Annotated in this window: 16 protein-coding genes; 9 read left to right on the top strand and 7 right to left on the bottom strand. The window is 52.9% G+C overall.

Annotated elements, in window-relative coordinates; genetic code table 11:
- Positions 1-11: 11 nt before the first annotated feature.
- Positions 12-578: a hypothetical protein gene (locus AAGA79_RS02640; RefSeq protein ID WP_411827229.1), complete on the top strand. Its 567-nt coding sequence runs from the start codon at positions 12-14 to the stop codon at positions 576-578.
- 45 nt (positions 579-623) lie between these two features.
- Positions 624-1,865, top strand: coding sequence for a M48 family metallopeptidase (locus tag AAGA79_RS02635; RefSeq protein ID WP_411827228.1), 1,242 nt, complete (start codon positions 624-626; stop codon positions 1,863-1,865).
- A gap of 8 nt (positions 1,866-1,873) precedes the next feature.
- On the opposite strand, the gene AAGA79_RS02630 is transcribed toward AAGA79_RS02635, so the two are convergent.
- Genes AAGA79_RS02630 through AAGA79_RS02620 form a run of 3 tightly spaced genes read right to left on the bottom strand, consistent with a single transcriptional unit; the run spans position 1,874 to position 4,061 of the window.
- A complete protein-coding gene (locus AAGA79_RS02630; RefSeq protein WP_411827227.1) occupies positions 1,874-2,695 on the bottom strand; it encodes a hypothetical protein in 822 nt (273 codons plus the stop codon).
- Between the two features lie 3 nt (positions 2,696-2,698).
- Positions 2,699-3,241, bottom strand: a complete 543-nt coding sequence (locus AAGA79_RS02625) for a hypothetical protein (RefSeq protein WP_411827226.1) — start codon at positions 3,239-3,241, stop codon at positions 2,699-2,701.
- 16 nt (positions 3,242-3,257) lie between these two features.
- A complete protein-coding gene (locus AAGA79_RS02620; protein ID WP_411827225.1) occupies positions 3,258-4,061 on the bottom strand; it encodes a DUF1194 domain-containing protein in 804 nt (267 codons plus the stop codon).
- A 150-nt stretch (positions 4,062-4,211) separates the two neighbouring features.
- Here AAGA79_RS02620 and AAGA79_RS02615 point away from each other — a divergent pair, with 150 nt between their 5' ends.
- Positions 4,212-4,874 (top strand): hypothetical protein, encoded by a 663-nt coding sequence (locus AAGA79_RS02615; RefSeq protein ID WP_411827224.1) that lies wholly within the window; start codon positions 4,212-4,214, stop codon positions 4,872-4,874.
- Between the two features lie 22 nt (positions 4,875-4,896).
- On the opposite strand, the gene AAGA79_RS02610 is transcribed toward AAGA79_RS02615, so the two are convergent.
- Positions 4,897-7,695 carry a PSD1 and planctomycete cytochrome C domain-containing protein gene (locus tag AAGA79_RS02610; RefSeq protein WP_411827223.1) on the bottom strand — a complete coding sequence of 933 codons (2,799 nt, stop codon included), beginning with the start codon at positions 7,693-7,695 and terminating at the stop codon, positions 4,897-4,899.
- Positions 7,696-7,791: 96 nt separating this feature from the next.
- On the opposite strand from AAGA79_RS02610, the gene dapB reads away from it, so the two are divergent.
- The 5 genes from dapB (at position 7,792) to plsX (ending at position 11,987) form a co-directional block, all read left to right on the top strand.
- The gene (gene dapB, locus AAGA79_RS02605; protein WP_411827222.1) at positions 7,792-8,529 is read left to right on the top strand and encodes a 4-hydroxy-tetrahydrodipicolinate reductase; all 738 of its coding nucleotides are present in this window, start codon (positions 7,792-7,794) and stop codon (positions 8,527-8,529) included.
- 30 nt (positions 8,530-8,559) lie between these two features.
- Entirely contained in the window at positions 8,560-10,089 is a 1,530-nt protein-coding gene (locus tag AAGA79_RS02600; protein WP_411827221.1) for a PDZ domain-containing protein, read from the top strand.
- Between the two features lie 68 nt (positions 10,090-10,157).
- The gene (locus AAGA79_RS02595) at positions 10,158-10,661 is read left to right on the top strand and encodes a YceD family protein (protein ID WP_411827220.1); all 504 of its coding nucleotides are present in this window, start codon (positions 10,158-10,160) and stop codon (positions 10,659-10,661) included.
- The gene (gene rpmF / locus AAGA79_RS02590) at positions 10,616-10,858 is read left to right on the top strand and encodes a 50S ribosomal protein L32 (protein WP_411827219.1); all 243 of its coding nucleotides are present in this window, start codon (positions 10,616-10,618) and stop codon (positions 10,856-10,858) included. The genes AAGA79_RS02595 and rpmF overlap by 46 nt, the downstream gene beginning before the upstream one ends.
- A 106-nt stretch (positions 10,859-10,964) precedes the next feature.
- Positions 10,965-11,987, top strand: a complete 1,023-nt coding sequence (gene plsX / locus AAGA79_RS02585; protein ID WP_411827218.1) for a phosphate acyltransferase PlsX — start codon at positions 10,965-10,967, stop codon at positions 11,985-11,987.
- Between the two features lie 76 nt (positions 11,988-12,063).
- Here plsX and AAGA79_RS02580 read toward each other — a convergent pair whose 3' ends face one another.
- Positions 12,064-13,842 (bottom strand): ABC transporter ATP-binding protein, encoded by a 1,779-nt coding sequence (locus tag AAGA79_RS02580; RefSeq protein ID WP_411827217.1) that lies wholly within the window; start codon positions 13,840-13,842, stop codon positions 12,064-12,066.
- Positions 13,843-14,082: 240 nt separating this feature from the next.
- Here AAGA79_RS02580 and AAGA79_RS02575 point away from each other — a divergent pair, with 240 nt between their 5' ends.
- Positions 14,083-15,042 (top strand): hypothetical protein, encoded by a 960-nt coding sequence (locus AAGA79_RS02575; RefSeq protein ID WP_411827216.1) that lies wholly within the window; start codon positions 14,083-14,085, stop codon positions 15,040-15,042.
- Positions 15,043-15,176: 134 nt separating this feature from the next.
- Here the strand turns inward: AAGA79_RS02575 and sucB are convergent, their stop codons facing one another.
- Both sucB and AAGA79_RS02565 read right to left on the bottom strand, forming a co-directional pair.
- Complete coding sequence (gene sucB, locus AAGA79_RS02570) at positions 15,177-16,571, bottom strand: dihydrolipoyllysine-residue succinyltransferase (RefSeq protein WP_411827215.1); 1,395 nt, start codon at positions 16,569-16,571, stop codon at positions 15,177-15,179.
- Between the two features lie 24 nt (positions 16,572-16,595).
- Positions 16,596-19,388, bottom strand: coding sequence for a 2-oxoglutarate dehydrogenase E1 component (locus tag AAGA79_RS02565; protein ID WP_411827214.1), 2,793 nt, complete (start codon positions 19,386-19,388; stop codon positions 16,596-16,598).
- Positions 19,389-19,422 lie beyond the last annotated feature (34 nt).

The following is a 19,422-nucleotide window of genomic DNA, read 5'->3' as shown; positions in this document are numbered from 1 at the left end:
AGCTCCACCCCGTGATCCGCCTACTCACAATCCTCGCAATCATCCCCATCATCGCCGCCTTTGTCGTGCGCTGGTGGTTCGGCATGAGGCTGCTTTCAGGAAAGGGCCGGCACCAGTGCCGCTGTGATCTCGCCAAATGGGAGAAAACCTTCGGCCCCCAGAATATCCCCCCTTCCAGCAACGGCGATGCTTTGATCTACGCCACGCTCCTCAGGAAATCCTCTCTGCTGGACTGGAAAACCAGAGACCCCAGAGCCTCTGCATCACGAGAAGGCGCACGCCGCTTCGGAATGGCCGTGCCGCCACTCGCACTCATGGTTGCCCTCCTGGCAGTCATCGTAGGCCGCCTCCCCATCATATACCTCCTTCCGGTTTTCCTTCTGGCCATCGCCTCTGCAGTCATCATTTCCTACCTCAGCATCGCTCCAGAGCTAAAAGCTATCCTGATAAACTCACGCCGCCTCCGCGATAGCCATACCTTCCCCCGCCGCGAGGATGAGGAAGCGGTCATCGAAGTCGCAAACGCGCTCGCATGGAAAGAAGCAGCCCCTCCTGTCTTCAATCTCCTCCAGAAATAACACCCCTCCGGAAACGCGAAAACTCCGCTTTCCACCCCCTTTTTCATGAACACCCTCGCCATCTTCATCGTCATCTCGCTATTCCTTCTCTGGAACCTCGAATTCATCGCCACCCTTCTCAATCTCAAGACATTCCCCTCCACCCCTCCCGCCGAGCTCGAAGGTCTCATGGATCAGGAAAAACTCGATCGAGCCCGCTCCTATCTGAACATCGGCGCTAAATTCGGACTCATTCAGTCCACCTTCTCCCTCGCAGTCCTCCTCGTCTTCTGGTTCTCCCACGGCTTCCCTTTTGTCGAAAATATCGCCCGCTCCTTCTCTTCAAACGAGATCGTCATCGGCATGATCTTCCTTGCCATTCTCTTCACCGCGCAAAACCTCATCTCACTCCCTTTCGACTATTACGATACCTTCGTCATCGAGGAAAAATTCGGGTTCAACAAATCCACGGTATCTACCTTCATCGTTGATAGAATCAAAGGCCTGATCCTCGGCGCAGTCCTCGGCCTACCCCTCCTCGCCGGAATCCTCTGGATCTTCAATGAAATCCCGAACGCATGGCTCTGGGCATGGCTATTCGTCACCGTTTTCCAACTCCTCCTCACCTACCTGGCCCCTTCTCTCATACTTCCACTCTTCAACAAATTCACCCCGATGGAAGACGGAGAGCTCAAAACCGAAATCGAAGCGCTCGGTAAAAAATGCGGATTCCCACTCCAGGGAGTATTCGTCATCGATGGATCGAAACGCTCCACCAAGGCCAACGCCTACTTCACCGGATTCGGGAAACATAAGAAAATCGCACTCTTCGATACTCTCGTCGAGAAATCCAGCAACCAGGAGATCCTCGCCATTCTCGCCCACGAAATCGGGCACTTCCGCCTCGGCCATATCAAACAGCGCATGTTCGTCGGCATTCTCCAGATGGCACTCATCTTCTTCCTCATCGGCCTGGCCACCAATCCTGACGGCGCCTTCGCGCAAATGCTCCACCAAGCCTTCTTCATGGAAAAAGTCACACCCCACACCGGTTTGGTCTTCTTTACCATTCTCCTGGAGCCAGCCTCCAAGCTCCTTTCCATCCTAGCCAACGCCTGGTCCCGGAAACACGAATTCGAGGCAGACGCCTACGCTTCGGAATCCACCGGCACCCCGGAAGCCCTCGGCACGGCACTGAAAAAACTCTCCAGCGACCACCTTTCACATCCTGCTCCACACAAATTGCGGATCATACTCGATTACTCCCACCCACCACTCCTCCAGCGCCTCCGGGCTCTGGCAAAGTAATTGTCGGATCAGTCAGCAAGAGCAAATTTCGGCTGCTCTGACGGGATTTCCGTTTTCAGGAAGACATCGCCCGCATCAGCGGTCTTTGCAGCAGGTGGAGCTAGTTTCGAAGGTGTGCCCAGAAGGAGAATGCCAAAAAAGAGCGAAGCGCAGGCAGAAGACCATGCCCCTACGGGAATCAGATATTTGAGCCCAAGACGGCTCTTGTGAAATCCCACATGCAGAGCCACCACCATGCATACTATTCCTGCACCAATGCAGATACTTTGCGCGAAGCTCACATCCAGCAGCGAGCTCTGGAACGCCTTCGTATAATAGCTGCTCGCGGAGCTGAACATTCCTGCAACTCCCAGCCACAATCCTCCCAACCATACTGGGGATAAACGAATGTTCCTCTGATTCACCCGCGCCACTGGCTTCAGATTTCCCGAATATGGTCTGGGCGGAGGAGTCTTCGCCTTGCGGAAATTCAGACGACGGCGGGCCTCCAGCCCATCCTCCTTGCTTTTGGAATACGATGAATACCGCTTCAGATCTTCCAGCCTGAGACGGGCGTAATGGGCAACGGCTAGATCTCTATTCCCGGACCCGAGGGCAATTGCCACTGCCCATGTCGCAGGTTGGAATTCTTCGTTCAGGATCTCGCTCCCCACCTTCCGGGAAATGGAAGGATCTATACCGGATAGGATCTTCTCCATCGAATGCGTGGAATTTTTACGCTTCTTCTTTGCTTTCCTACGCGGCGGCCGTGCGGTTTCCCAAAAAAAGAGTTGGTCGTCGGCGCCTTCAACAGGTTCCGTCTCCATTGGTTCTGCGGTGGAAGTCATCATTTTCTAACGTTTACGGTTTCTCACAAAAAGCAGGGAGGACATGGCGCACAAAGCCAATGTTCGCGGCTCGGGAACAACGCCGGCGGTTGGCCAGGTCACCGTCCCTTCAAAAGGATCCTCATCATCAAAACTATAATAGAACCTGCTCGTATCATAGGTGAACTCCACGATCGCATCCGGTTCTCCACTGACGGATTTGTTCAAAGCCACATAGGCGATCCCCGCCAAATTCCCATCGACGAAACGGAACCGGGGAAACAAGGGATATTCCGTATCATCCGTTTCCTGGTAGGTAAAACCTGCGAAATCAAAGCTCAGTGTGATCGTGGAATCCTCCGCCTTGGTAATCGATGTGGTCCCACTCATCGGGACTACGCTGTTATCGTAAGCCACTGCCCCGGAGAAACTGCTGCCAGCTACCAAACCGTATCCCGGAGCGACTTCCGGGCCCAGCGTCACTTGAAAATTCACAACCGTGGTCGCCGCCAAAGCGGAAACCGACGAGAAGGTGAATTGAAGCAGAACGAGGTGTAAGGTGAATTTCATGGCCGTCGAGGAAGGCTTAACGTCTCCGCTTCAAAAATATTACAGTGGTTAGTAGAGCGAGTAGCCCCATGGAGGGTTCGGGAATCGCCGCGATTACCGATGCATCCTGCCCTGCCTTGATTTCCTTCAGAAGCTTCCTCAGCAAGGCCGCCTCGAAATCCTCGAAACCAGCGGCAGATTCGACAAATGATTGGGTTCCTGCTGCGGAACCACCGATCACATAGGATGAATAATACTCCGCTAGCTCTCCGCTTGGATCGTTGAGAGCTAGCCCGTTGACCATCTCCACACCGGAAGCAAGTGCTGCATCGCGGGCCGCTGCGACGTTATCCGAGTAGTTGAGACTACGGGAAGCGCTGTGATTATCGATCCCATCACCTGCCACATCTATGATTTGGACAACACTCTCGAATCCATTCTCCGCTCCTCCGGTTTCCGTGCCGAAAAGCGGAGTAGCGAATTCGATCGCGCTTCCTATACCAGTCCTTCCAGTGAAGGGCCTGACAACAGATGTGATGAGGTTCGAAAACGCCTGAGCAGATGTAAAATCCGAAATCTCCATCCATTCCACACCTATCGATTGCTTTGTTTTACTTGAGAAAAACAATACAGAGACCGCAATTTTCCCAAGATTTCCGCTCTCGATCGCAGCGAGAATTTCCCCACTCTTCATGGCATTCCCGTAGCCGGTCATCATTGTCGAGAAGTTCGAGTCATCAATACTGCTGGAAACATCCACCAGAAAAAGCAGCTCGCTATCTACCTGCACGGGTGCGGCCAGTAAGTCCTGGGCTAGGAAAATACTACATATTAGGGACACTAGACCGCATAGGGACCTCGGATAAATCCAGGATTTCTTGTACATTTCTGGGGGGGTGTGATGGGGGTTCACTGGGGGAGCCAATCGCTTAGCTAAACTAAGAAAAATGATAATACTTGCGTAATGTCAACATAACTTAAATAATTTCTTATGCGCAAACCACTGATTCTAACAGCTTTAGCGAATGCGCCGCGCATTCTCACAATGGTTGGCTTATTCGTCTTTGCACTTTCCGGGTTGGTGATCGCCTTGCTGGCACCAGCTGAAAATGACTTGGAAAATCATGAAACAAACACTTCCAAAACAAAGATTCAGATCATCGAACCCGAGCAATATCTGGGAAAGGATTTACCTGATCCAAATCTGGAGAAGCTGGTGAATTTTTGTATAAATCACACTACAGCCGATCGCGGTTTTGTAATTTTTTCCAATGGCACCTGTGTGCTCATTCCGGAGCCCTGTGAAGATCCTCTGACCACGGCCCGTGAAATGTTGGCGAATAACGCCAAACCCGAAGCTCGATTCCTAACTGAAAGAACAACTGACGGCGACCTCATCGTCACTTTCCAGAATTCCGTGTTTCACTGGGTCGGCTCCTACGAACTTGAAGCAATACGCAACTGGGCAGAGGCGAATCTTCATTCCCTTTTCTCGCCAGAGGAAATGAAAACAATCAAGCCGAACTGGACACCCCCAATGGATGCAAGAGTGGGGCTGGTGAGTCGGAAAAGGCTATTAGCTGATGGCTCCGGAATGGAAATCGTGAAAATTCTTCGCCCAAATACTTCCGTCGCAGCACTTGGGAAAAAGTAATCCTTCTCCCCTTAGCAAAGGCCTAGTGGTTGAAAATAAATTCCTTCGAGTTCAACAGCGCCCAAAAGATATCTTCCAACGTCTCGCGCCTGGCTTTTGCCTCTGTCACCTCACCGGCTACCTCCAACAGCTTTACTTTCTCGCCATCGGTCGGTTTCCTGCTGAACGCTTTGAGATATAGGGTATCAATGATCTCCTCCGTGCTTCCTCCTTCCTGAAGCATCGCCTGCACCACCTTCCCCTGCTTGATACGCTGGTGGACGGTATCACCGTTGATCAGATGTAGCGCCTGCGAAAGATTCGGCTCCATTTTCACTTCACACGAGCAAACCGTAGCCCGGCTCGCGCGTCCGAAGGTCCGCAGGAAATAGTTCGAAGTGTTTCCATCCGCTATCTGAACCGCCCGCGCGCCCTTCGGCAGCCCCTTGTATTTCTCAGACGTTTCTGTCACTTGGGAGATGGTATCGAGCAAAACCTCCGCCCGCACCCGGCGTATCATCGCCTTGGAGAAATTCCGGTCATCGTTCTCATTTGTTGCGTTCGTTTCAGTGGAGAGCTGATAGGTTCGCGAATTGCAGATATCCCGGATGATCGCCTGGAAATCATAATCATACTCCACAAATTTACCTGCGAGAGCCTCCAGTAGCTCCGGATTCGAGGGAGGATTGGAAACTCGAACATCATCCACCGGATCCACGATCCCCACCCCCATATATTGATCCCAGATGATGTTCACCACATTCTTCGCAAACCAGGGATTCTCCGGCGAAGCCAACCACTTTGCCACGCTTTCCCGCCGCGTCTGGTCTTTCTGGATTTCCGGGATCTCACCGCCAAGAAACTTGGGAATCATATCCTTCTTCGTCACCGGGTGCTTCATCTCCCCGTTATTATCGAAGATAACCCTCTCCCGCGGATCCTCCGCACGCTTCCTTTTCACCTGCGCAAAAAATGCCGAAAACTGATAATAATCATCCATCGTCCAGCGATCGAACGGATGATTGTGGCACTGGGCGCATTGAATCCGCGTCCCCATGAATACCTGCGCCACATTTTCAGTAAGCTTCAGCGTATCATTCTCCAACTGGTAGAAATTTGTCGCTGGATTTTCAAAAGTTCCACCCTTCGCGCTCAGCAGCTCCACCACCAGCTCATTGAATGGCATGTTCGAATCAATCCGCTCCCGCAGCCATTCATAGTATTTCAGCGCCGCCTTGTAGGAAACCTCATTCGGCCCGTTCCTAACCGTGCGTATCTGCAACAGCTCGGCCCATTTCATCACCCACATCTCCGTGAATTCCGGCCTCTCCAGTAACTCATCGATCAACCTCGCACGCTTATCCGGTCTCCCATCGCCGATGAATTTCTCACGCTCTTCCAAGGTAGGAGGTAGCCCGATCACATCCAGAAATGCACGCCTCAGGAAAACCTCATCACTGGCCAATCCGGATGGAATAATCTGGAGCTTATCCAGCTTTGCGGAAACCAACTCATCCACATAGTTAAACGGTTCTCTCTCCACTTTTTCATAGTCGGAATCCGCCGGCACCACGATTGCCTGCGAACCTTCGGTAAACGTATGGAACCGACCTAGCAGAAATGCCTCACCCCGCTCTCCCGAGACCGCCAGCCCTGTATTCGCCCCTATTCCCACTGAGTTTTCGTTTGAGGTGGAGAAAGTGGAAAGAGTCGTCACATCCCGATCCGTTCCGTCCGAATATTTCGCCAAGACAGTAAACGGAACCTCCACCTCTTTCCCGGCAACTACCACCTGCTTAGGTAAAACCTCTATCCCGGTCGGTTGGGCGATCTCTCCTTCATCAAATTTCGCCCCCCCTCGTATCCACTTCACCAGCGTCGTATGAAACGGACTCCCCTTCTTGAAAAGCTTCCCCCCGGTATGCGGCACCTCGCCGGTAGCCTTCGTCACTAGCAGAGACTCCTCCGGGATCGCCAGATTTATGCGCCGTCCCATCATTTCCTCCGTTAACCGGAAATGGTCCCCCTTCGGGTCGAAACCGTATAAAGTCAGATGAAACCCGTCCTGTCCACGCGCCGCTCCGTGACAGGATCCAGTATTGCACCCCGCGGCAGTGATCACCGGCATCACATCCAGTTGAAACGAAATCGGCCTGTCCTTCTTCGCATCCTTTACCTGAACGAGCACCTTCTGCTCCAGCCCCCGGTAAATAATTTTCAAACTCGTCTCACCGTCTTCCCGCGGAACCAGCAGATTCCCCCGCAGGCCTGCAAATTTCTCATCCGCCAAGCTCAGTTTTGCCAGATGGGTTATATCATGGGTTGAGGAATCCTTCATCCTCGCGATCACAATCACCCGGTGAAAATCCCCCTTCGTCTCCAACCGGATCTCCTTCGGGAAAGCCTCGATCGAGATAATTTCAGGATCCACGGGAGCATCCCACCGCGGCAAAGCCGTCTCCGCCGTGGGTGTGAGAATTTCCCCCTCCGGCCATTCCGCCCCCGTATCAATCCATTTTTTCAAAATCGCGATATCCACCTCGGAAAGCGGCTCACCATGCTTTTTCGGCGGCATCCGCTCGTCGTCATCCACCGCCAGTATCACCCGCTTATAAACTCCGGATTCCACAGCTTTCCCAGCCACCAATGCACCACCCGAATCTCCCGTTTCACGGAAATCATTAGCAGTAGACATATTCAAACCACCCTTCGCCTCCTCGGGCGTGTGGCACTCCACACAATTTTTCTCCAGCACACCCCGCGCGCCATCAAATCCGGACACATCCTCGTAAGCCACTGAAAGAGAAACAGATCCAGCGAAGGCAACGAAGACAGCACGCATAAAACCCATACGTATATCACACAGAGCCTCTTACAAATCCGAAGTTCAAAAATTCCCGTTTCCATTTCCCGAAACCGCATCCATCATCCGCCCGACATGCTTTCCATTCTCATCACAGGAAAATCCGGCCGTATGGGCCAAGCCGTAGCCGAAGCCACCGAGGCAAATCCCGAAACAACCATCGGAGCAACCCACGATTCCGGCGAAGACCTCAATAAAGCACTCGAGAACATCGGCTGCGTCATCGACTTCACCGTCCATACGTTTTCCAAAACACTACTCGAAGCCGCCGTCCGCACGAAAACGCCAATTGTTATGGGCACCACCGGTCATACCGATGAAGAGCTGGAGCTCATCACCGCCGCCTCGAAGGAAATCCCCATCGTCCACGCACCCAATTTTTCCGTGGGCGTGAACACTCTCTTTTACCTCACCCGCCTCGCTGCCCGTATCCTCAAGCAGGAGACCTTCGACATCGAAGTCACGGAAATGCATCACCGCCATAAAATCGATGCCCCATCGGGCACAGCCCGCCGCCTGCTTGATATTCTCAACGAAGAAACCGGAACCTCCTACAAAGACGATATCGCCCATGGTCGTGTCGGTAATATCGGCCCGCGCCGCCAAGGAGAAATCGGCATGCACACCCTCCGCGGCGGAGATGTTGTAGGCGATCACACCGTCATGTTTGCAGCCGATGGCGAGCGCGTCGAACTCACCCACAAAGCTTCGTCACGCATGACCTTCGCATCCGGCGCAGTCCGTGCAGCCACTTGGCTGGAGGGAAAAGAACCCGGCATCTACGATATGCAGGACGTGCTTGAATTGAAATAATCGCCCCACCCGCTCCGCTAATCCAAATACATGAAATTTTTCATAGCCCTCTCCTTCGGCCTCCTGCTCGCCTCCTGCAAAAAACCTGCGGAAGAAACACAGCAGATCCAGCAAATCCCCGCGCCGGAAGCCACCATCGAGGCACCCGCTCCACTCACTGAGTCGGTCGTCCGTATCAACTCCACCAGCCAGTCCTGGAACGCCGGACAACCTTGGGAGAAAAACCAGCCGACCAATCTGCGCTCACTCGGCGCCGTGGTCGGCCCGGGCCAGGTGCTCACCACCGGTGAAATGGTAGCGGACGCAACATATCTGGAGCTCGAGCTTCCGGACGGATCACAGAACATCGAAGCAAAAATCATAGCTGTCGATTATGAGGCGAACCTCGCGCTCATCACTGCGAAACACGAAGAAGATCTGGAAACTTTCTTTGAGAAGACCACCGCACTCGAGCTCGCAACACCTCCTTCCATCGGCGATGCCATGCAGATCTTCCAGGTAGAGGATAATGGCACCACTCTTCTCACCTTCGGCACACTCCAATCGGTCAACATGGGCGGCGGATTTGTCCCGAAGCAAAGCTTCCTGAACTATCTGGTAAAGGCCTCGATGCAGAGCGCCGCCAGCAGTTTTTCACTTCCCGTCATCAAGGATAACAAACTCGCGGGCATCCTCCTCAGCTACGATTCCGGCGAGCAAATTTCCGACGTCCTCTCCATCGACATCATCTCCCAGTTTCTTGAAAACGCCACAGAAGGCAGTTACAAGGGCTTTCCTTCCCTCGGAGTCGCCGTCGCCCAGACCGATGATCCATCTTTCCGGAAATTTTTGAAACTCACCTCCGACCAAGGAGGAATCTACGTCAGTAGCATCAAAACCGGCGGCGCCGCGGATAAGGCAGGAATCAAAAAGGGCGATGTCATCCTCGAAGCAGACGGCCACCCGATCGACCGTCTCGGCTACTATCAGAACGATCACTACGGCTCAGTCTTCTGGGGCCACCTCGTGCGCGGAGAGAAAGCCACCGGCGAAGAGCTTATCCTTAAGATCGTCCGCGATGGCGAGGAAATGAACGTAACCGCTACCCTCACCCGTGAGGAAGCAGAGGATAACCTCGTCCCCGACTACCAATTCGACCGCGCACCTAACTTCATGGTCAAAGGCGGGCTCATCTTCCAGGAGCTCACCCGCCCTGTCCTCGAAGCCTTTGGCAAGGAATGGACAGCCCGCGCCCCGCTGAACCTCTTGGATGCCTATGAGAACCCCGAGAAATACGAAGAGGGAATCGAACGAGTGATCTTCCTCAGCGGCTCCATCCCCACCCCGGCCACCGTCGGCTATGAGCCACTGCGCAGCCTCATCGTAAAAGAAGTCAACGGCATCAAAATCGATAGCATGAAAACCCTCATCGAAGCCTTCGCCACCCCGGATGCAAACAACCTCCACTCCATCGAATTCCTCGAGGAAAATTTCACGGTCTACCTGGACGACACCATTTCCAATAACGTGGACAGCGTCCTCCTCCAGCGCGGACTCAACCGCCTCTCCCGGGCCGAATAAACCCGGCTCCATTCAACTATTACCCGCTTCAAGTTTGAGATTTGAAATTTGAAGCATAGACTTCCATTATGAACAGCTCCCTGATCATCGATCTACCAACCCTCCCCGAGGAAGGCCAGGCCTTCTCCGGAGAGCTCGATGGCTCCATTTTCGACCTATCTGAAAACGACGCCACATCCGCAGGCCCCCTTGAATACGATCTCTGGGCACAGCGCTTCGAATCCGAGCTTCTGCTCACTGGCACCGTCTCCGCCCCCTTCACGTTTATCTGCGTCGTCACCCTCAGGCCATTCCTTAAAACCATCTACCTGGAGTCCGCTGCCATCGCCGTGGAAATCACCAAATCCAGCCAGATGGACGTCACCGATGCACTGCGCGAGGAGATCCTTTTGGAGTTCCCCGTGAACCCGAGATGCGATGAAGGGGACAACCCGGAACCTTGTGAAATAGATTCGCGATATTTAGCAGTGGACAAAGCTGCCGATAATGATCTATCACCTCCCCCCCGCAACGAGAACGACGACCGATGGTCCGCTCTCAACGACCTTCCCGGTCTCAAAGATCAACCTTAACTACTACAACGACCATGGCCGTACCAAAACGCCGTCAATCCAAAAGCCGCTCAAAAATGCGCCGCGGCGCGAACCGCTGGAAAGCACCGAACTTTAGCTCTTGCTCCGATTGTGGCGCAACAGTTCCTTCGCACATTGCTTGCCCTTCGTGCGGAACATATCGTGGACGTAAAGTTCTCGAAGTAGAAACTTTCTAGACCTTTTCTTCTGAAAGGATCTATCGAACCCCCGCCGGTATTCTGGCGAGGGTTTTTTCTTCGTACTGAAATACGGATAATCCACTAAAAACCTCATACCGACTCCATGAAAATCGTATTGGACGCCATGGGCGGCGATAACGCTCCCGCGATCAACATTACCGGCGCTATCGATGCTCTCAAAAGCTTCGATAAACTCGGTCATCTCTTTCTTGTCGGTGACGAAGAGATCCTGAAAACCGAATGCGCAAAGCAGGGGTTGAATCTAAATGATTCCCGTGTGAGCATCGTTCACGCACCAGAAGTAATCGGCATGGCCGAGCCTGGTGCGAAATCCGTCCGCAAGAAGAAGCAGTCCTCCATCAGCATGGGGATGGATATGGTGAAGGAAGGCACGGCGGACGCGTTTGTCTCCGCCGGAAACACCGGAGCAGCCGTGGCAGCCGCCACCCTCAAGCTCCGCACACTCAAGGGTGTGGACCGCGCAGGCATAGCCTCCCCGCTCCCCAATGAGCATGGTATCTGCAACATTCTTGATGCGGGTGCCAATCCGGAATCCAAACCGGAGCACCTCGTAGCTTACGCCATCATGGGCACAGCCTACGCGAAATACGTTCTTGGAGTGAAAGACCCGAAAATCGGCCTGATGTCCAATGGCAGCGAAGACGAAAAGGGCACCACTTTCACCAAAGGCACTTTCAAACTTCTGGAAGCCACGCCAGGCATCAACTTTATCGGCAACGTCGAAGGCCACGATCTTTTCGAAACCCAGCTGGACATCGTCCTCTGTGACGGCTTTGTCGGAAACATCGTTCTAAAGAGCGTGGAAGCCACCGCCAAGGCAGTTTCCAAATGGCTGAAGACCGAAATCAAGGAAACACCACTTCGCATGGCGGGAGCAGTGCTCGCCCAAGGCGCCTTCAAGGCACTGAAAGCGAAGAGCAGCTACGAAACCTACGGCGGCAGCCCGCTCCTCGGGGTCAATGGCGTAGTAATCATCGCTCACGGATCTTCCACCGGTCTTGCCGTGAAAAACGCGATCCGCGTTGCTGTGGAAACTGTCGCTCACAAGATCAACCCAAGGATTGAGGAAGCGATGGCAGCACTGCGGGAAGAAGCAGTTCTCTGAAAAACCCGGCAGCTGATATCAGCTGCTGAAAAACTATCTTCTGAAGTCTTCCGATAGACTTGGTTGAAAGGAGAGCCTACCTGAGCTCTCCACCCATCATCGCCTTATAGGTTGGGTCCAGATCGTGGAGTTCCTCATGGCTGCCATCACTTACGATGCAGCCTTTATTGAAGACAAGGATTCTGTCAGCTATTCGGATCGTGCTGAAACGGTGGGCGATAATGATCGTAGTCCGGCCCTTGACCAGCTCCGTGAGAGCCTCCTGGATTCTCTCTTCACTTTCGGTATCAAGCGCACTGGTCGCCTCATCCAGAATGAGAATCGGAGCATCCTTGAGGAAAGCTCGTGCAATCGCAATTCGCTGGCGCTGCCCACCTGATAGAGCCTCTCCCCGCTCACCTACCTCGGTGTCGTAGCCATCTGTTTTGCTGATAATGAAATCATGCGCGTAAGCTCTTTTCGCAGCAGCTTCAATTTCTTCGCGAGTCGCATCCGGCTTACCGATCCGGATATTTTCCTCAAGCGTTCCTTGAAACAATGAAGGGGTCTGTGGAACTACAGCAATATGGTTACGCAATTCGTTTTTATCGAAGTCTTTTACGGAAATACCATCCAACTTCACCTCCCCGCTTTGCGGATCGTAGAAACGTGGAACCAGCTGCGCAAAAGTCGACTTACCGGCACCACTAGCACCCACCAGGGCAACCACCTGACCCGCCGGAATATTCAGACAAACATCTTTGAGAACCGGAAGATCTTCATACCCGAACGTCACGTTCTCAAAACTGATACCCACTTGCGGCACAGGACATGGAACTGGATTGGACGGGTTCGGAATCGTGTTTTCCGCATGGAGAATAAATTCAATCCTATCCACCGATGCCTTGCCCTGTTGGAACAAAGAATGGATGGCCCCCAGTTTTTTCAAGGGCTCGTAAGACATGAAAAGTGCCGTAAACAGAACCATGAAACCCTCAAGTTCCATCCCCGCCTTCACACCGGAATATAAAGCCGCAGCAAAACCGGCAGCCGCGACTACCTCGATCGATGGCGAAATAATCTGACGGTATTTCACCACCTTCATCGTCAGGCGCAAAATTTCGGCGATACGTTTCTTGAACCGGGAGATTTGCTGCGCCTGGAGATTGTATGCACGAATTTCGAGCGCTGATTGGAGACTCTCTGACAATGAAGCAGTGAGATCCCCACCCTTCCTTTGCAGAGCTCGCGCACGTGATGTCAGTTTTTTTCCTGCCACCCGGATAAGCCCTATACATACAGGAACAGTTAACAGAGAAATTAACGCAATGAAGAAGCTACGGTCTGTCCAGGCCAGATAAGCAACGGTCCCCAGAGCGAAAACAAGTGTCGCCGGTTGCTTTACCAGATCATTGGAAGCCTGCGCGATCACCTGACGCAGAACCGTGGTATCGTTCATCAACCGTGCGAGAAGATCACCCGACTTATTGCGTTTGAAGAATGAAAGTGGAAGCGCCTGAAGCTTCACAAAAAGGTCGGTCTGAATCTCTTCCACAACCCGCAATCCCGAATATTGGATCAGGTAGGAGTTCGCAAAACCAGCAACTGCCCTTAATAGGAAAATCAAGGGAATCCAAAGACAGGTGTAAATGAGTAGCTCATTCCGGGAGACATCTCCCAACCAGTCTGTAAGCCATGAGACATACCACGCGTTCTCCTTGGAATTCTCATCAAACAGAATCGGGAAAACCAGCTTCGTCATCAACGGTAATCCCGCTCCGGAAGCAGCTGCGTAGACGAGTCCCGCTATAACCCCAAAGGAAAACGAAAACTTCACCTTCTTCAGGTGCTGGTAATATGGGGCAAATTTGTTCAAAGGCTGTCGCAAAGTCTGTTCCGCATACTACAGAGCATCAACTCCGAAAAAAGAAGACCCTAATCTAACAGGAGCCATGAAAAAGTAGCCGTCCTATATACTTCTGTGCTGTATCGAGGAAAAACAGCAATCCATGCGAGGTTTTGGGAGGCAGGTGCAGAGCGAATCAGGGAGTTTTTACGTATTCTCCAACCATCACCCGCGGATCACGGGATGATTCCCAACAACCACGATAAAATAATGAACCAATCTACATTGTCCGCAGCTTCTGCGATTTGGATTTCCTGTGCCTGCGCTTCAACCGCAGGAAGCGTTATTGAAATGTCCCCTATGGAAAAACCGGAAAGCGATGCGTTCTCAACAGCCAGGCGCCCGATCAGTAACCCCACACTGTTCGATCTAGCTCTTCCCACCACCAATATTCACCCGATTTTTATGACTCAACGTTTGCCGGACAGAGCAAATACAACAGCAGGAAGCCTCCCGATGGGAGGTGACTTCCAGGTGTATGCGTTACAACTCGAGTATGCCTTGGGTGATCGCCTATCCATCGTTGCAACGAAAGATGGCTACGTGGACTTTAACCCGGAAGAAACCGCACTTTGGTCTGCCCAGGAAGGTTTTGCAAATATTGGAGCAGGATTGAAATACGCCTTCATTTTTGATCCGGCCAGCGAGTTCGTGCTCAGCGGTACAGCCACTTATGAATTTCCGACAGGAAACGACGACGTCTTTCAAGGGGAAGGTGAAGGCACGGTGAACCTTATCGTTTCCGCCCTCAAAATGTGGGATGATCTACAACTAGCCGGTGGCGCCGGATTGCGCTTGCCGGTGGATGGAGAGCAAAGCACGAGCTCATTTGTAAGCGCACATACCAGTTTTGAAGTAACAAGTTGGTTTATTCCGCTGGTGGAGCTGAACTGGCATCACGTTCTGACTCCCGGCGATGGAAACGCAGCCTTCAATTCCCAGGCAGGTGGCGCGGTGCCTGTGGTCGCACAATTCGAAGGCTCCGATCTTTTGAATTTTGGCTCAGCAAATTCAGGAACAAATCGCGATCTGGTCACAGCTGCCCTCGGTTTCCGTTCTCGCCTCACACCCGGTCTCGACCTCGGAGCAGCATATGAAATCCCCCTCACCAATGAGGAAGACGGGATTATCGAAGATCGCGTGACCATCGATCTTGTCTGGAGATTCTAATCCAATTCCCGGCCAGAAAAAATCCCAGGTGGAAATATTCCGCCTGGGATTTTCTATTAAAGAATGGAGAGAACTGAATTCTTCAGAAGGATACGGCGATCTTGCACGCCACCCCCCGTCCAGCTCTTCGGGAATTAAAGCTCGAGGAGCATTCTATGAGGATTCTCGAGAGCATCCTTGATACGAATAAGAAACGTTACCGCTTCCTTACCATCTACCAGGCGGTGATCGTAGCTGAGCGCCAGATACATCATTGGACGGATCTCGACTTTGCCATTCACCGCAATCGGACGCTGCTGAATTGTGTGCATCCCGAGGATACCGCTTTGTGGCGGGTTCAAAATCGGAGTGCTTAGCAGCGAGCCGTATACACCACCATTGGAAATGGTGAAGACACCACCCGTGAGGTCTTCCATCGAGATATTTCCCGAACGACCTTTTTCAGCATAGTCCAGGATGTCTTGCTCAACCGTAGCGAAGGACTTTTGATCGCAATCGCGGAGAACAGGAACAATCAGCCCCTTTTCGGTGCCGATGGCTACGCCGATGTCGTAGAAGTGGTTTTCAACAACTTCGTTGCCCTCGATCCGGCCATTGATGGATGGAACGTCTTTGAGCGCTTGGGTGACGGCTTTCACGAAGAAGGACATGAAGCCGAGCTTCACACCGTGTTTCTTCACGAAATCTTCCTGCACCTGCTTGCGCAGACCCATGATAGCAGTCATATCCACCTCGTTGAAGGTAGTGAGAATTGCCGCGGTATGCTGGGCGTTCACCAGGTGAGTCGCAATCTTCCGGCGCAGCATGGACATCTTGCGTCGTGTAGTGCGGCCTTCCTTCACTTCCGACGGCCCGCTTTCTTTGGCAGGAGGTGTGGAGACAACCGAGAGTGGTTTCGGGCGGGATGTAGCAGCGGTTTCCTTCGGTGCCGGAGCTGGAGCAGCCTTCTTTTCAGCAGGCTCCGGAGTGGGCTTCGCATCAGGGGTAGCTGCTGAAGCCGAGCCGGGTTGCACGGTCGCGATGACGGTGCCGATGTTGACCTCTTCGCCTTCTGGAACCTGAACCTTGAGGATACCTGCAATAGGTGACTCAAGCTCATTGGAAACCTTGTCGGTTTCCAGAGTTACAAGGATTTCTCCCTTTTCGACGAATTCACCATCTTTCTTACGCCATTGGGCAACGTTTGCGGAGGTGATCGATTCACCCGCGGCAGGAACCACGATGTCAACTGCAGCGCCCGGTTCCGCTTCCTTCTTGGGAGCTTCTACCTTCGGTGCTGGTGCTGGCTCATCACCATTTGTTTCGAGCGATCCAATAACGGTACCGATGCCTACCTCTTCACCTTCGCCTACAGTGATGGTGAGCACACCATCAGCTTCGGCTTCGAGTTCATTGGAGACCTTGTCAGTCTCTAGACTTACGAGCTTATCGCCCTTCTTAACTGTTTCTCCATTGCCTTTATACCATTTTGCAATGTTTGCGGATGTGATGGATTCGCCGGCAGCCGGCACTTTGATTTCGATAGCCATTTTGGAAGTTTGTTTGAGAGAAAATTAGATTTCGAACGCCTTCTCGAGAAGCGCCTTTTGTTCACGGTAGTGCATTGCCTTGGAACCGGCAGCAGGACTCGAGCCGGGTTTACGACCGGCATAGATCGGCCATACTCCGAGCGTGTTCAAGAATTGAGGCGAAATATATGTCCAAGCACCCATGTTCTTAGGCTCTTCCTGACACCATACGAAGCGATCCGCATTCGGGAAGCGACCAATAATTTCCTTCACCATATCACCGTGGAACGGATAAAGCTGCTCAACACGGACGATGGCTGCGCCTTCAATCCCGTATTCCTTACGGTGAGCGACGAGATCGTAGTAAACCTTGCCGGAGCAGAAGACGATGCGGTTGACACTGTCCGGATTTTCGACCGCGATCGGATCCTGAATGATTTCCTGGAAAGATGTCCCTTCGAGGAAATCTGCCTCGCTCGATACAGCTTCCGGGCGACCAAGCAGGCTTTTCGGAGTCATGATGATCAGAGGCTTGCGGAAATCCCGATGTTTTTGACGACGTAGAGCGTGGAAATATTGAGCCGGTGTAGTGAAGTTTCCGACGATCATATTCTGCTCCGCACATAGCTGGAGGAAACGCTCGAGACGGGCGCTGGAGTGCTCCGGTCCCATTCCCTCGTAACCGTGGGGAAGAAGCATGACCAGATCGCTCGGTGTCTGCCATTTCGATTCCGCGGAGGAAATGAACTGATCGATGATTACCTGTGCTCCATTGGAGAAATCTCCAAACTGTGCTTCCCACATTGTGAGCATGCTCGGGTAGGAAAGCGAGTAGCCGTAATCGAAACCAAGAACTGCAAATTCGGAGAGCAGTGAGTTATAAACACAGAATTTCGCCTGATCTTCGGCGAGGTTTTGCAACGGGATGTAGCGCTCGCGTGTTTCGTAATCGTAAAACACAGCGTGGCGCTGGGAGAATGTTCCGCGGCGGCAGTCCTGCCCGGATAAACGCACTGGTGAGCCTTCGAGCATCAAAGCGCCGAAAGCGAGGGATTCCGCAAATGCCCAATCGAACGGGCCACCTTTTGCGAGTGCATCGACACGGCGTGGAATGAAGCGTTTTGCGAGGGTCGGGTTGAGCGTGAACGTATCGGGAACTGTAGTGAGAACTTTTCCGATATGCTGCAGGCGCTCTTTGGAAATACCGGTATTTACGGGATCGTGATTATACTCCGGCTGGATGATGGCGGTCGAGCCACTGAATACCGTGCGGTCTCCAGCCTCGCTCATCTTGACCATTTTCTGGTGGCCTTCTTCTAGCGTATCCCAGATCGCCTGCTCCAGGGCATCCGCATCTTCCGGAGTAAGGACCTGACTCTCAACGAGTTGCTTTTTGTAAAGTTGACCGAAGGTGGTCCGGGCCGCGATTTCCTTGGCGACGAGAGGCTGTGTGAATGCAGCTTGGTCCGCTTCGTTGTGTCCTTGGCGACGGTAGCAATACATGTCGATCACCACGTCGCGGCCGAACTGCTTGCGGAATTCGAGAGCGAACTGGGCAGCCCAATAGAGTTCCATAGGCTCCTCACCATTCACGTGGAGAATCGGAGCTTCGATCATTTTCGCAACATCCGTCGCATAGGCGGAAGAGCGGGCATCGGCAGGCATTGTGGTAAAGCCGATCTGGTTATTGATGATCAGATGGATTGTGCCACCAGTGCGGTAACCCGGCAGCTGCGAAAGGTTCAGAACCTCCGCAACGGAGCCTTGGCCGGCAAAGGCGGCATCACCGTGGATAAGAATTGGAAGGACACGCTTGCGGTCCGTCTTGTCACCGTCGTCTCCTAGAACACGCTGGCGGGCGCGGGCTTTGCCCTCCACCACTGGATTCACCGCCTCAAGGTGACTCGGGTTTGCGGCGAGGTTGACGCGAACATTTCCGTCTGGAAATTCACGAACGCTTTCATAGCCGAGGTGATATTTCACATCGCCATCGCCTGCAACAAGACCTGGCTCGTAGTTTGGAGTGAACTCGTAGAGCAGGGTTGTGAGAGATTTTTTGACGAAGTTTGCCAGAACATTGAGACGGCCGCGGTGGGCCATACCCATCTCGATTTCCAGCACATCGTTTTTCGGGCAGTTCTCCAGAATCGCATTCAGGACAACCATCGTGCCCTCACCACCTTCAAGAGAGAATCGCTTCTCCCCGAGGAATTTTTTGGCGAGGAAATTTTCAAATGTCTCGGACTCAAGGAGCCAACGCAGTGATTTGATCTGCAATTCAGGATCCGAGTCCGGACCGTTTGCACCATGCTGCTCAATACGCTCACGCACCCAATGGCGGACCGTGGTATTGTGAATGTGCATGAATTCGAAACCAATTTTCCCCGAGTAGGTCGCCTTGAGAGCAGTTACCATATCGGAAAGAACCATCTTTCTACCGTCGAAGAAATATGGATTGGAGGCTTCGCGGCTCATTTCAGCCTCGGTGAACTTGTATTCGGAAAGCGCCAGACGAGGGTTTACTTCCGGGGTTTCATCGAGCGGATTGATCTGTGCCTGAGTGTGCCCGAGCGTCCGGTAGTTGTAAACCAGACCGACCACTTTCCCTTCGAATTCGTGATCTTCATGGACGGCAGGAACCGAAGACGCAGGAGAGGAAACCGGTGCGGCAGACTTTGCGGGAGCGTCTCCTTCTTCCGGTGCCTGGGAAACCCCGAGCTCGAATCCTTCAAAAAATGACGACCAAGTAAGCTCCACCGAGCTAGGATCTTCGCACCATTGTGCATACTTCTCGTCTAGCAAATCCGCATTGAGTCGCGCTGAAACCGATGAATTCATGAGCTTTTTGGTTCTGCGGACCACGCCGGAGGCA

The organism is Luteolibacter sp. AS25 (assembly GCF_046736275.1).
Lineage (GTDB): Bacteria > Verrucomicrobiota > Verrucomicrobiia > Verrucomicrobiales > Akkermansiaceae > Luteolibacter.
This window is presented reverse-complemented; position numbering and strand designations above follow the sequence as displayed.

What these genes read in the sequence shown, in the direction of transcription:
- AAGA79_RS02575 (WP_411827216.1), top strand. Translation starts at nt 14,083, where the DNA reads ATGAACCAATCTACATTGTCCGCAGCTTCTGCGATTTGGATTTCCTGT.
- AAGA79_RS02635 (WP_411827228.1), top strand. Translation starts at nt 624, where the DNA reads ATGAACACCCTCGCCATCTTCATCGTCATCTCGCTATTCCTTCTCTGG.
- plsX (WP_411827218.1), top strand. Translation starts at nt 10,965, where the DNA reads ATGAAAATCGTATTGGACGCCATGGGCGGCGATAACGCTCCCGCGATC.
- AAGA79_RS02630 (WP_411827227.1), bottom strand. Translation starts at nt 2,695, where the DNA reads ATGATGACTTCCACCGCAGAACCAATGGAGACGGAACCTGTTGAAGGC.
- dapB (WP_411827222.1), top strand. Translation starts at nt 7,792, where the DNA reads ATGCTTTCCATTCTCATCACAGGAAAATCCGGCCGTATGGGCCAAGCC.
- AAGA79_RS02595 (WP_411827220.1), top strand. Translation starts at nt 10,158, where the DNA reads ATGAACAGCTCCCTGATCATCGATCTACCAACCCTCCCCGAGGAAGGC.
- rpmF (WP_411827219.1), top strand. Translation starts at nt 10,616, where the DNA reads ATGGTCCGCTCTCAACGACCTTCCCGGTCTCAAAGATCAACCTTAACT.
- AAGA79_RS02600 (WP_411827221.1), top strand. Translation starts at nt 8,560, where the DNA reads ATGAAATTTTTCATAGCCCTCTCCTTCGGCCTCCTGCTCGCCTCCTGC.
- AAGA79_RS02615 (WP_411827224.1), top strand. Translation starts at nt 4,212, where the DNA reads ATGCGCAAACCACTGATTCTAACAGCTTTAGCGAATGCGCCGCGCATT.
- AAGA79_RS02565 (WP_411827214.1), bottom strand. Translation starts at nt 19,388, where the DNA reads ATGAATTCATCGGTTTCAGCGCGACTCAATGCGGATTTGCTAGACGAG.
- AAGA79_RS02625 (WP_411827226.1), bottom strand. Translation starts at nt 3,241, where the DNA reads ATGAAATTCACCTTACACCTCGTTCTGCTTCAATTCACCTTCTCGTCG.
- sucB (WP_411827215.1), bottom strand. Translation starts at nt 16,571, where the DNA reads ATGGCTATCGAAATCAAAGTGCCGGCTGCCGGCGAATCCATCACATCC.
- AAGA79_RS02610 (WP_411827223.1), bottom strand. Translation starts at nt 7,695, where the DNA reads ATGCGTGCTGTCTTCGTTGCCTTCGCTGGATCTGTTTCTCTTTCAGTG.